Annotated in this window: 6 protein-coding genes; 2 read left to right on the top strand and 4 right to left on the bottom strand. The window is 49.6% G+C overall.

Translation table 11 applies throughout. The features are described from left to right. Positions 1-130 precede the first annotated feature (130 nt). Positions 131-5,251, bottom strand: coding sequence for an adenylate/guanylate cyclase domain-containing protein (locus tag DC20_RS21925; RefSeq protein WP_062546177.1), 5,121 nt, complete (start codon positions 5,249-5,251; stop codon positions 131-133). A 462-nt stretch (positions 5,252-5,713) separates the two neighbouring features. On the opposite strand from DC20_RS21925, the gene DC20_RS21920 reads away from it, so the two are divergent. Further along, complete coding sequence (locus DC20_RS21920; protein ID WP_062546176.1) at positions 5,714-7,975, top strand: NAD(P)-binding protein; 2,262 nt, start codon at positions 5,714-5,716, stop codon at positions 7,973-7,975. Continuing rightward, positions 7,944-8,897 (top strand): hypothetical protein, encoded by a 954-nt coding sequence (locus DC20_RS21915; protein ID WP_062546175.1) that lies wholly within the window; start codon positions 7,944-7,946, stop codon positions 8,895-8,897. The genes DC20_RS21920 and DC20_RS21915 overlap by 32 nt, the downstream gene beginning before the upstream one ends. A 502-nt stretch (positions 8,898-9,399) precedes the next feature. On the opposite strand, the gene DC20_RS21910 is transcribed toward DC20_RS21915, so the two are convergent. The 3 genes from DC20_RS21910 to DC20_RS21900 form a co-directional block, all read right to left on the bottom strand. Next, positions 9,400-10,122, bottom strand: coding sequence for a hypothetical protein (locus DC20_RS21910; protein WP_169788228.1), 723 nt, complete (start codon positions 10,120-10,122; stop codon positions 9,400-9,402). A gap of 406 nt (positions 10,123-10,528) precedes the next feature. Next, a complete protein-coding gene (locus DC20_RS21905) occupies positions 10,529-10,990 on the bottom strand; it encodes a DUF4142 domain-containing protein (protein WP_169788227.1) in 462 nt (153 codons plus the stop codon). A gap of 229 nt (positions 10,991-11,219) precedes the next feature. Beyond that, complete coding sequence (locus DC20_RS21900) at positions 11,220-13,043, bottom strand: patatin-like phospholipase family protein (protein ID WP_083470478.1); 1,824 nt, start codon at positions 13,041-13,043, stop codon at positions 11,220-11,222. Between the last annotated feature and the right edge of the window lie 1,020 nt (positions 13,044-14,063).

Below are 14,063 nucleotides of genomic sequence, written 5' to 3'. Positions count from 1 at the left end.
TGTAGGTGCTTACTAACCCCTTTTTCGAGTCAAGGAAATCCAATCATAAGAGCGATCATTTGCACCAAATATTACATTATGTAAAGTTTATAAGAATATGCAATCAGGATTTCCCATCCCTGTGAATCATTCAGGCCACCGGTTCACGGAGGTTTAGGGGCTCGACAAAGTACATGTCCAACGTTCCCTTGTTCTTGGCATCCAACAGGCCCCTATGCTTACACCTGTAAGTCTCTTTCACCAAATGGTAAGTTGTATCGGAGATGTTGACTTTCCCAACAGCCGAACACTGCTCCATACGGGCGGCGATGTTGACGGTGTCCCCCCATATGTCGAACTGGAATTTTAGGGCGCCCACGACCCCGGCTACCAAGGGTCCCGTATGTATCCCTATCCTTACCTCAAAATAAACTTCTTCCTTGTTCCGCCTTCTTTCCTTTTCCTGCGCCATAAAGTCCTGAATCTCAAGGGCGGCCGCAACCACATCCGCTGGGGTGGCTTCATTGTTTTCGGGCATTCCCCCCACCGCTAGGTAAGCATCCCCTATGGTCTTGATCTTTTCAAGCCTATGGCCGGAGATGATATGGTCAATGGAGCGGAAATAGAAGTCCAACTCATCCACCAAGCTTTGGGGGGACATGCGCTCAGCGATATTGGTGAACCCTACGATATCAAGGAACAGAACCGAAACCTTTTTGAAATGACGGGCCTTGGTTTTCCCGGATTTTTTCAACTCCTCCGCCGTATCGGAGGGAAGGATATTAAGCAGAAGCTTATCCGACCTTACCTTCTCCCGTTCAAGCTCTTTCTTCTGGTGCTCTACTTTCTCCGTTCGTTCCGTCACCTTCTGCTCAAGGTTATTGTATAGGAGGGCATTATCTAGGGAAATAGCTATTTGCCCGCTGAGCAACTTCAGCAACTCCACCCGGTTGCTAGTAAAGGCGTTAGTGGATAGGTTATTCTCAAGGTAGAGCAAACCTTTCGTCTTTCCATGCATCAAAATAGCGGAACACAGGATGGACTTTGGCCGGTGCTGCTGAATGTATTGGTCCGTTGAGAACCTATCATCCTCGGCGGCATCATGGATGACGACGTCCTCCCCAGTTCGCAGGCAGTAACGGATAACGGACTCCGGCAGCCTGGAGAAAGCCTCCAAGCTTACTTTCTCCAAAACCTGAATAGCCTCTGCGGTTCCCTCGGCCCGCATGTGGTACTTGCCATTCTCCTCCATCACCAAGGCGCCACGTTCGGCGCCCGCATTCTTCAGCACGATCAGGAGCATGGTTTTCAACAGCTTCTCGAGCTTTATCTCGCCAGAGATAGTGGTGGAAGCTAACATCAGCGTGTTAAGGTCCAGGGAGCGGCTGTTGTAGTTTGAAACCGGGGTATCGGTAGTGAGGCTACTAATGGAAGGGATGAAGGGATATTGCCGCTGCAGCATGGCTGCTTTTGCATGGGCTCCCCAGAGGCTGTATGCCGCACTGGCTTTCGATAGCATAGTCTGCCCCAGCAACTCCAACCCTGTGTGCAGAAAACAACGGCCGGCTATCTCGTAGCCCATGGCTTCATCGGGTCTGAATTTCTGGGAATGGGCATGTTGCAAGCCGAGGTCGAAAAGCTGCAGGGCTTCCCGCTGCTTTCCGGTCAAGGCTGTCCATGCGGCCTTTATTATCTCATATTTGTGCAGATAATTATCCGGGCTGGTTCTACTCCACCCTTTCAGCTTGGCAAGGCGTTTCTTCACCTGGTTCAGGAGGGGCTCCGAACCTTTGTTCAGGTAGGTGTGCAGCAAAGCCAAGGATTCATAGAAGACGAAATGGGTAAGTTCAGGGAGTCCTGCGACTGCATCGACATATCTTTGGGCATGGCGGGCCTGCTCCAAGCCCTTCTCTGGCTCGTTGCCTAAGAGATAAAGAAGCAATTTATTACAATAGAAAAAATAGAGGGAGGTTTTATCATTTGTATCGCGGAGAAACTGCAGGATTTCCTCCTCACCGCGCTTTTCCTCATCCAACCGGACTCCAATCGTGTCCCCTGCCGACAGGTTTTTAGCCACATTCCCCAGCATCACCAGGCGCTTCTCAGCTGCTTCCTGCTTCAATTGCTGGAAGGTTTTCACATAGGAAGCAACCAGAGTGGAGAATTCCCGAAGTTCCATGCCCGTGTAGAAGTGCAGCAGGAGGTGGTAATAGGCTGACCAGGTTCCCCCCACGAGGTTCCCGACGCGCAAACCGCTTTGGAAAGACTCAAGGAGCGGTTGAATGGAAGAAGACAAGTGCTGCTTCCAATGGTTCAGAAAGCAATCCGTTACAAACAGGACCTTCACCTTGTATTCCTCCGAGTCGAATCTTTCCACGAGGCGGAGGGCCATCTGCCCAAAGCGGTACCCCCCGCTGTAATCACTTAAGACAGCACTCAGCGATATTCCAAAGGAAGCGTAGCCAAAGGCGGAATAAGGCATGTTCCCGTAGATAACCGACAACTCCACCATCTTGAAGACGATCAGTGGGAACAGGTTGCTGCCGGACATGTACGCGGAGGGGACAATGCGCTCCAAAACCGGCAAGGCAGCAATCATGTTCGGATTGGTCATGATTGGCAGGTGCTCCAGGTCTTCTATCCTTTTGCCGTGGAGAAGCCATTTGGTCTTAAGCAGGGTAAATATGATATGGGGAAGTTTGGGGTTCTTCGGGAAGACGATGTCTAATTTCCCCAGAAATTCAAGGCCCGCCACCAAACCTTCCTGCAGCTTGTTTTGGGAGGTCAGATAGTCGATCCGTAACATGTATCCTTTCCGCTGCTCCAGAGCCTCCCTCGTATTTTGCAGCACCTCCTCAATATAACGCTGCATTTTTGGATATTCGCCGGAGAGATAGGCGGCTTCCGCTGCCCCGCTGTATAATCGGTACGTAAGCTCGTAATGTGTTTGCCAAGGCTCCTGGGGTAACAAGTGGAGGCCGGTCTCCAAATAGTCCAAGGCTGAGCTGAAGGCCAACGATTCCAAGGCTTTTTTCCCTGCCTCCTGGTTGAGTCCGACTAGTTTGGTTTGTTCCTCCTTATCCTGGACTAGCCCTAGCCCGGCATTGAGGTGGTAAACAAGGTCGAATATTCTTTCTTGGAGCTGCTGGCCGGATAGGTGCTTGGAGAGCAACCGCCCAATCCGCAAGTGCACTTCTTGGCGGACGTCCTCCGGGATGAGCTGGTAGAACGCCTGCTGCACCCGATCATGGATGAATTTGAAAACAGCGGGGTCGTCCGGTTGCGTAGTCAGCCCCGCCTCCAAATGTCGGAAGTTCTTTGTCATGGGCAGTACCAGCCCTTCCTCAACACCTGGCAAAAGGGCGGCAAAACAAGGAAGTACTTCAACTTGGGCTATAACACGCACGTCTTCAAGGTCAAAGCTGTTGCCGATGCAGGAGGCAAGTGTCAGGATCTTACGCGTCTCCTCCGGAAGCTTTTTGATCTTAGCCTCCATTAGATCAATCACGTTATCGGAAACCAAAAGTCGGTTCAGGGCGGTGATATCCCACCGCCACTTTTGTTCCGTCTGATCCAGCCAAAGCTTTTCCGTCATGTACAGCGATTCCAGGAACTGCTTAAGGAAGATGGCGTTGCCTTTTGTTTTCTGGAATAGGAACTCTGCCAAGGGTTCTATGGACCGATGGCTTGCATGGAGGGCGTCCGCTGTCAGCTGCTCCACGTCCTGCAGCGAAAGCTTCTGCAGGGGCAGGTAATTTGTCGCCACTCTTTCCTTCTCCAGTTCTTTCAACAGGAATCGCAGAGCATGGGTCTCATTCACTTCGTTGTCCCGGAAAGCACCGATTAGCAGCAGGTAACCGTTTTGCTGATCGGTCAGCCAAATCTTCAGGAGTTCAACTGAGGCCGGGTCAATCCAGTGTAAGTCATCGATAAAGATGACCAAGGGATGCTCTTTGCGGGATATACAGTAGGAGAAGCTCCTGAAAACGTAATTGAACCGGTTTAGGGTTTCCTGCGGCCCTAGCTCAGGGAGAGGGGGCTGCTTGCCGATGATGAGCTCCAGGTCGGGAATCAGGTTCACGATCACTTGGCCCAGGTCCCCCACTGCGCTTAGGATTTCCTGCTTCCATTGCCGCAGCTTTTCATCGCGCTCTGTCAAAACAAACCGGACCCAACCATTCAAGGCGTTTCTTAGGGCATAATAGGGGATGTTGCGCTGGAACTGTTCAAACTTCCCAGAGATGAAGAATCCCCGTTTCACTGAAATATGGCGGTGCAGTTCGTAGACCAAGGCTGACTTGCCTACTCCTGGTTCCCCGCCTATAAGGAACAATTCCACCGCACCCCCCGCCACCCGGGAAAAGATTTGGGTGAGCCGGTCTAGTTCCTTGTCACGGCCGTACAGTTTCTGGGGAAGCACCAAGCGGCCATTCATATCCTTGGTGGCCAGGGTAAAAGGTTCAATTCGGTTTAGGGTATCGATCCTGTCGAGGCATGTTTGTAGGTCATGCTGTAAGCCGAAGGCGGTCTGGTACCGCTCCTCCACATTCTTGGCCAGCAACTTCACCACAATATCAGAGAGCACCTCCGGCACAGCCTCATTTACCTGTCGCGGCGGAACCGGTTTTTTCGCCAGATGAAAATGAACAAGTTCCAAGGGATCATCCGAAACGAAAGGCACCTGGCCCGTGAGCATCTCATAGAAAACAATCCCAAGGGAGTACAGGTCGGAGCGGAAATCGACGACACGGTTCATGCGGCCGGTCTGTTCAGGGGATATGTAGGAGAGGTTGCCATGCATTGCCTCAGGGTTTTCCAGATGATGTGTGAATACATCAAATTTGGAGGCGCTGCCAAAATCTATGATGGTAATGCGCCCTCCTTTTGAGCAGAGTATATTACTTTTATGCAGGTCAAGGTGGATAATTCCCTGACGATGTATTTCCGAGAGGATACCCGCTATCTGGACTGCCATTGAAAGAAATTGAGGCAAGCTGCCCGAAGAGGCAGCGGGTAACCGATGCAAGGGTTGACCATCGATGTATTCCAGGGCCAGTGCTAACCTTCCGTCGCGCTCCGTTTTACGGAGCACCTTCCGAACCCCTTCCACTTGGAGCAGAGGCAGGAGGTTGAACTCGTTGTTCAGCCTGAAAATTTCTTCCGGATCAGGATACTCCTTTTTCAGCACTTTGACCGCCACCGGAGCAGCGGAAGAGGCATCCTCTTCCAAAAAAATCAGACAATTGGCGTTTTCGTGTAAGACTGTCTTCATAGGCTCTTCTTCAGCGGGAATGATTTTGCTTAGCCCCCTCTCCCTATGAGGTTCTGTCAGGCCTTGGCAGGGAAAAAGGACTGGCGGCGTGGTAGCCTGATCCCTTGGGTCAGTTCAAGGATACCATTGTTAAATATAATTTAATATATAAATAATAGGGGTATATTTATTAAGGATTAATTTTTATACTTTGTTATAGGTTTTTGGCTGGGACGCTCCGCTTTGGGCTGCTTTCTTTTACCATCATTCCTGGGCTCTGGCTTGCCGGCAAGCTTCCATTAGCCGATCATTCAGACACTGGATGTTTTCGCCCCCAACCGGGAGCCTACTGCTGGTATTCTTTCATGGTTCCACCTGCCCAGGTAAACTGGTAGTTGATAGAAGGCTTTCAACCCATCCCGGGACCGGGAGGTGTAACCTTTGAACTGGAGTTTGACAAAAAGACTATTCTATATGCCTCCTATGAGCTCTCCCGTTTCCCCACCTCCCATCCCTCGGAAAATCGCCGTCTTAGGCGGGGGCCTGTCTGCCCTTACGGCCATCTATGAACTCACCAGGCACCAGGACTGGGAGAGGTACTACGATATCACCCTATATCAAACCGGATGGAGGCTTGGGGGCAAGACTGCCAGCGGGCGCGGTCTACATGACCGGATTGAAGAGCGCGGCATCCATATTTTCCAAGGCTGGTATGACAACGCATTCAGGATAGTGCAGGAGGCGTATCGCTTACAGGAGGAACTGCGTCTGAGTCCTGACAGTCCCATTAAAACCTGGACGGATGCCTTTGTGCCGGATAATGCCACGCTCTTCACGGAATGGTCCCAGAAGGAGGGAAAATGGATCAATTGGCCGCTCATCTTTCCCATGAACAGCTTGATCCCAGGTTCCTCGGGGAAAGCGGGTCCTTGGGAAATCATTAGGAAAATACTGGGCATAGCCCTTCAACTCATCCTGGGCGAACCTTACCAGAAGAATGAGGGGCCCTTGGCCAAATGGCTGATGGAGTATTTGCTGGATGAGGAGGAGTCCGTCCCGCAGCCCAGGAACAAACCGAAGCCGGCCTGGTGGGATTCCCTTGTCTCCAAGGTAAAGCAGGAACAAAATCACCTACTCGAACATGTAGGGCTTGGCATGCTGCACCAGGCTATGAGGATAGCCGAGAAACAGCTCCCCGTCAATGGAAAGGTGGGCCTGGGCCAGCATGAGGTGAATGCGTTGGAAACTGTCACCTTCCTCTTCTCCGGATTCACGCATTGGTTCGAGCGCCGATTCCGCCATGCCGTCCATTCCAATGACGAGCTCCGAAGGATCATTTCCCTGTTAGAGTGGATGGAGGCGGTCTTTACAGGCATATTGAAGGATGTGTATGACCCCAAGACCCATGAGCTTAACTATGAAAACATAAATGACTACAATTACCGGGACTGGCTAAAGAAACACGGGGCGTCCGAACTTGCCCTGAACTGCGCTCCGGTGAGGTTTATGTACACCGGCAGTTTTGCCAATCTGCTGAATGGGGGGATGGGGCAATTGGCGGCCGACATCGGTTTGCGGATGCTGATGGTCTCAGTGGATTACAAGGGATGCCTGGTCTGGAAACTGACTGCGGGGACAGGAGACACCATCATCACCCCTATTTACCAGGTGTTGAAGCACCGGGGAGTGAAATTCAAGTTTTTCCATAAGGTAGTGGAGGTGCACCAGCCTGAGGGAAAGGAGATTGAGCGCATCACGGTTGGGGAACAGGTCAGGCTAGGGGAAGGGGTAACCTCTTATGAGCCCGTCTTCAAAGTCAATGGACTCAACAGCTGGCCATCAAAGCCCCTGTTTGACCAACTGGATCCGCAGCAGGCTGCGTTGCTTCAGAAGAATAACATCGATTTGGAGAGCGAATGGAATGGCTGGGTGGATCATCGGCGTTTCGACCTGAGGAAAGGGGTGGATTTCGATGAAGTACTGCTGGGTATCCCGGTAGCCGCGTTAAAGGATATCTGTGGCGGCATCATAGCCAAGAACGAGCGCTGGCGGAACATGGTGGAAAAAGTAGCTACCACGCAAACCCTCCAGGTTCAGATATGGACGAAACCTACCATAAGCGAGATGGGGATGGTGGCTGCCGACTGGGGCATGAAGGCTGGCACTGAGCCGAACTCCGTTATATATGCGAACTACCTGTATTCCTGGACCGACATGACGCTTATGTTAAAGGCGGAGAATTGGCCAGAAGGCATACAACCGGGTCATCTAAGCTACTGGTGCGGCACGGTGCCTGATGCGGTACCCATGGAGCCCTACACGGAGGTTTGGTTTCCAAAGGCGCAACACGCCCGCGTGAAGGGTATTACCGAGCAGTGGCTCAATGATAATGGTGGCTGGCTATGGCCAAAGGCCACCCTGCCGGAACTACCGGCCGGATTTAACTTCGACTTACTGTCAAACCCCTATCCTGACAAGGTATTGAACCCGATTGAAAAATTTCACGAGCAGTACTTCCTCATCAACATCGATCCATCCAACCGCTATACGCTTGCCTTGCCCGGCACAAACAAATACCGCATGAAGACGGACGGTTCCGGGTTTCCGAACCTGTTCCTGACCGGCGACTGGATTGATTTTGGGTTCAATGTAGGGCATATGGAAGGTGCCGTAACGGCTGGGTTAAGGGCTGCAAAAGCAATACTTGGAAGCTATGGAATGGAGACAGAAACCGAGATTCATTAAATGGGTACGGATTGCCGTATCCGCCCTTGCCTTAGTTGTATCCGGTTGTGAAAAACCCGCCATTTCCACCGACATACCGGCAGTGGGGTTGTCCCAGGAAGGACAGCGGCTAAAGCTTGACTCCCTGGAGGAAAGGGCCAGAAAGCTGGTGGACAAGGTGAACGATGATCCAAAGGCCCGAATTGGGCTGAGGGAAGTGTTCTATAGAAAGTACGGATGCTGTAGGTCCCACAAGTTCGGGTTCGGAAATTCTGAAATCGCTTTCCTGAAATGGGAGGCACGAGGACTCCTTAACCCAATGGTTGGTAAGTCCCCGGGAAGTCCTTGGTGGAGGGAGGTTAACCGGGAGTTTATCTATTATTCAGAGTGGGCCGCCCTTGTACACGAAAGCAAGCTAGATACTGTAAAGGCATTGGAGGTTCCGGTGCAAGTAAAGTACTGGCTTACCTTTATCAATACGCCCACTGCCAAAAACTGGTACCGCGCCCACAACAGCAGCATTATCGCCAGTTATCACAAGCACGCTGGGTTAGCCGCCCAGGAATCCTATGCCGAAAAGGTGTTCATCAACATGGTGCTGTACCGGGTGCTCTTTGCCCAAGCCATGGTGGAGTCAGAGAGATTCGCATTTGGAAAATTAGGACCGTTTCTTGCCAATCCGCGGTTACCCGCGGTGGACTTCATCGTGAACGATCCCTTCTTCTACCCGACCACCTATCCGCTCACAAAAAAGGAGGCGGACATCATCTTGGGAAGGGTACACCGAATAGGGGCGCTGGAAGCAAAGGTCCTCGACAAAGGCCTTATACTCCCCCATTTGGAAGAACTATATACGCATGCGGCCTTAATCAACCAGACCCCTGAATTGCTGAGTTTTATCGACCAAGGAAAACCTGTTTACCCTCATAAATCAGGAGAATAAAACAAAAGGTTCTTTTCCCGCAAGCCGATGCAAGGCCAAAAAGAAGAGGAAAGAAAACAGGTTTGGCAACAGGTGCAGGTCACCCCAGTCCAGGCGTTCTTTATTACTCTGTAGAGCTGAGGATGCGCTCCATCCCTCCTTCACTTGCCTAATAGAAATATACGCTGTCTTTGGGCAATTAAGTTCTGGTTAGAAATATCCGCAAACCTTACAGACAGTCATGGTTCATCTACTGTCCACCTATTCCGGTGCTTTCGGGCGGGATGGCTAGCTCCGCTGTTAGCTCAGGCTTTAAAGGGATAGATCAACCCCTATTCATTACCTTCTACACCTCATTCAACATCTCTAGCCTCGGGTTCACGATGCCTGGAAGGGCAAACCTTCCGGAGTAGCCGTGTTTTAAATAATCTAAAATAATTTTTACGCCTTCGTCAAGCTTTTTAAACGACCCCCGGAAACAAAGTCGCCGAAGACAAGTAGTGTTAATTTGAGTTTCACAGGATCAGCGTATTCCAGTGATGATTTTAGGCTTTTCTACTTCAAGAGTTTTCTTGTCACGTCGGTAGTTCAACCAAGCGATTAGGGCGGAGGCTACAGACGCTAAACCCGTAATGCTTTGGAAAGAAATTTCGCGGGACTTATCCAAACTTAATAAACCTGCCTTATAGAAGAGCCAGATAACAGAAAAGATAGTGGGGACGAAGACACCTGCTAACAGAAGTAACATTAGTGTGATGTACTTTAGAACTTTTGTATCTAATGCCGGAGCCGGAGCATAGCTCAACCATATCGCAATGGTAGTTGCTAAGAAAATGAGTACAAGGTTGAGTCCTGCCTGTAAACTAGCATCTAGCACAACATCTCCTTGCCTATAGTTATAAAATGTGGCGGGGAGTATAACAACAAGAAAAGCAAAATATATCCAGGCCCGGTGAGTAAAATTCGATTTAGGAACAAGAACGATGAGAGCAGCGCTACCGCCTGTTACTAGAACCAAAGCCACCCCAAAAAACAAGTAATAATTATGTGCACTTACATCATAAGTATCAGGCCTAGGCCCTCCCGCTTTTGATAAAGGAACGTCTTGACTGAGATGCTCCCAGGCAAATACGAAAATCGTTTTTCCAAACATCTCCATCCATATAAGAGCAATAATCACAGTTATAGCAGCTATTAAAACTGCTAGGAGCCGACGTCTGATAGGTGACATAGGAAGGTGTTTCATTAGAGATAAAATATTTAATCAAGTTTTTGGCTCACAGGAATAGCACCCCCTTTAACAGGTAAGGTTATCACTGCTTTCAATGCTGCATTTAGATTCGCCTATTTAGAGTGCGTTTTATTACTTTAAAATAATTCAATATTCTTTAGAAATATTTATAGTCTATTCCCATGTGGTTGATTATAAAAGCGTCTTAAGTAGCCATCTCACAAATCAAACTGGTACAATGTTTATAGGAGGCATTTGTGAGGCACCTTGACCTGAAAGTTTAAGTGATTATTTAGTAACGTGAGTGTGTACAAGACGAATCCGAAAGATATTTAGCTCAAAATAACCCTTACTTCAAATATCCTTTTTGCAGTTTGTTTCCGCAGGTTTTGCGCTTACATTCGCTTCAGTTCTAGCAAATTCATTTTTGAAGCCTCTGTGCCATGTGGTAGTGCATCTCTACGATAGGAATCATCGAAGACAGGAATTCCTTATAATTTTCATTCTTTGCCACGGATAAAGCTTTCTTAAACATCTCGGTAGCTAGCTTATGGTCCTCTACAATCGTCTGCACATACCTTTCATCGAACTCTTTGCCGCTTAATGCAGCATGCTCCTTAACCGTTTGGGTGTTTCTCTCATTCATCCCCTCGGGAATCTCGACATCCAGTCTTTCAAGAAGCTTACGGAATTTCTGATTGACTTCGGTGTGCTCCTTGACCATCATCCCCCCATACTCAACTACTTCCCTGCGAGTGCCTTTCTCTACGGCCATCTTCCCTAACTCTACCTCCATGATACCTGCACTGCCGGCAATCTCCAGAAACATCTTATCCTGGTCACTGAGGTCACCTCCCCCTGTTTTTGTTACTTCTTCGTTCATATGATTATTGGAATTAAGTTTAGAGTGGGTATTACAGGATGCAGACATGAATATGACCAGTGTGGCTTCGGCCAGTATTAGCAGAGTTTTCATACTGATAGATCAATAATTATGTATGGCTTCCATTTAGAAGTGCTTACCAAACTTTACACAAGAACCTAGTGCATGTCTAATATGGAGGTAATCATACTTTTTAATCAAACATCAGTTGACCGTAAAAGGGGAAACCTCAACGCTTTACCAGCTTGCGCTTGACCAAATCATCCTTTATTATTTTGATTACCTTTTCAGCGGCTCTGTCATCGAACCTATTGGCGGCTAATTTGAGCAGCAAGTCACCCAGCCAATTGGAGTCATACACATTGGTCATGAGCTTGTTTATCCTCTCCTCGATCTGGTCGGAATACTTTTCCAAGAAGTCCCCTTTAGGCAATCTCATCTCATAATGCGGCAATTTGCCTGTCTCCTCGTAGCTTATGTGCTTAACCCCTTCCCTAACTGCTTTCTCCATCACCCGGATTGGCTCTTGCAGCGTAACATCGGGAATCACGGGGAGCCATTTCCTTCCTTTCTCGTCCTTGAAGCAGAACCGCTCGAACGCTGCCTGGCCTTGGTACCCGTTGATCACGGCTTTTATGCAATCGTAATTCTCGTTAGGTGTCCCATCCTGATTCACTTGGCTCTCTTCCGGGTCGACGACAAAGTATTTCCTTAGGAAGCTCTGGCAGTTACGCCGCCCCAGGAAATAATCGTGTATCCTGTACTCCTTGCTTAAAAAGCCCCCGAAACCGCCCAGTGCCCCGCAGGCGATGGCGTGCTCGGGCTTGTCAACGTCATCCCGGGAAGGCGCGATAATGTGAAGCCCGTAATTATCCTTGTCATATGCATCAATGGCTTCCTTGGCATCGAAGCGCAGCTGTGAGGCCATCGCAAAGACCAGATCCGATGCATAGCTGAAGATGTGCTCGGACTGGGCGGTGGGCTCCGTTACCTCAAAGTCGTAGGAGGGGAAAGGGTCTATCAGAATAACGGAGGTGTTCTCAAGCCTGGTGCTTTTGGCCACCATTCTTTGCGTGTCGTTCATGGCCTCCACGGCTTTCAGCTCCGCCAGTTTGTTGTCTTCCCGCAGCCTGATCTGCAGGAGCAGATCGCGCATCAGCTCGACAGGTTCGTTGTTGGCGGTGCCCCCATCCGCGTTCAGGCTTTTGTAGGCATCCTCATCACTTTTGACCTTCTTCCCCAGGTCAATCGTACCCTTGCCGAACTTGCCGTTCTTCTGGAAAAAAGGGTTGTCCCAGATGTATTTTGCCTTCCTTGACAGGGTTCTGGCCCTCAGCCCGATGGGGAAGGCCCCGGTGGCTTTGGATGCCTCAATCAACGGTTTGAGGTTTGACAGGTTTCTGGTGGAGATCTCCATTCGCCCGTCCTTCCGATAGTCGTCGCCCCACCTGAAATGGGCAATGTCCCTGTGCTCTGACACGTATTGTTCGACGGCACCCAGAGCCTTGCTGCTCAGCTGGTACTTCAAACCCGAGACATTGAACAGCGTCATGAACAACTCTGCCTCATCACTGATGCAACCAGGGTTCCTGGGCTGCTCTGAGGCACCCAATGTCTTCACGTAGTCCTGGAAAACATCACCGACTTCATCGATGAAGGTTGAGTTCATCGCGGAGGGGATATGGTAGTCATGGATGTCAGAACCGTCCAGCATCTGGCCGAATACGTCTCCTCCGGTAATGTCGACCCAGAGTTTCCACAGGATGTTCTTCTCCGGGTCTACAATGAAAGAACGCCCGTCATCCTGCAGAACGGGATGCTCTATCCTGCCACGGAAAGCGAAGAAGGCCATGGCGGCTGTGATCCCTCCCCCTGAGGTCCCACCGAAAAGGTCAATCTCCACTTTATGGTCCGGGATGCTTGGGTCCGTGCCCCGTGCCTTTTCCCAGTTCTCTATCGCCTCCAGCAGAAAGTCCATTACGCCGGCGGTGTAGGCTCCCGCGGACACGGACCCTGCCATGCAGAGGCCAAGATGAAACGTTTTCGCGCTCATGGGCTCTTTGCTTAAATACCTTTACCTCTTTTTGTGATTCTAGGGTTTTCAAGGAGTTGACCAGATACCTATTGGTAAATGGATCAACGTTTTTGCCTACCTGGCTTCAATGCCTGCATATTACTGATGGTGAAAAACATATTAGAAACTATCCCTTGGGCATAAGAAGTAACGCCGCCATTTAAGGGACACCGGCATATTGATAATGTGCCGGCCACAGACCAAAAGAAAATATTACTTGTTTCAGTATCAATACCCATTATTAAGTATTGATACTGAAACAAGTAATATTTTCTGAAGTACTGTAAACTACCCCAGGACCCTTTCTCTGCTGAATGATGGAGAGAAGCCCGTATCTTAGGTATCCTAACCACCGTGCCTGACTCCCGCGTACTGGTCATATATCTGTCACCGACTGGGTGCAATTGCACCCAGTCCGCAGCGCGGGCCGTGGGTTAGGGTGTGAGAAAACACCCGCCTGCAACAAGGTTTTTGATTATACTATTGGATTTAAGCAAATTATCTAAAAATAGAGTGTAAATAAAGGTCCCAAACAGGTGCGTTTCTGCATCACTTATTGTTATTCACCCTAGTTAGAATAGTAGGAGTCACTGTGATTGCAGCTATAGGCGATAAGAATCAGGTGCGGATCCGCCCGCTTACCGGATCTGAACCAGGTTCCGGTGGGAAGCTTGCAGGCAATTGATTTTCTGGCATGAAGTGAGTTCAGGTAACCCCTTGTTTACAGCACCGTATAGATGTCTATATGGTGCTTTGAGGCACTTGTCTTCTATCCGCTTGCGCACTGGGGGTAACGTATCAAAGCAACCATATAGGCCGCACATCTTTCAACAGGTGTGCGGATTTTTTATGTCCTTCTCTGAATCACGACCTCAATTTTTACCTTTGTAACATTACTTCTACGAACGTAGTAGTTTCGGTGAAATCTGTTTCGCATTGAAAAAAGGGAGCAAAAAGGTTTCTACCATACGCCGCACGATAGCTCAAATTTCCCTTCCC

The sequence above is a fragment of the Rufibacter tibetensis genome, from assembly GCF_001310085.1.
GTDB lineage: Bacteria > Bacteroidota > Bacteroidia > Cytophagales > Hymenobacteraceae > Nibribacter > Nibribacter tibetensis.
The sequence above is the reverse complement of the archived record's forward strand: the minus strand, read 5'-3'. Positions and strand labels throughout refer to the sequence as shown.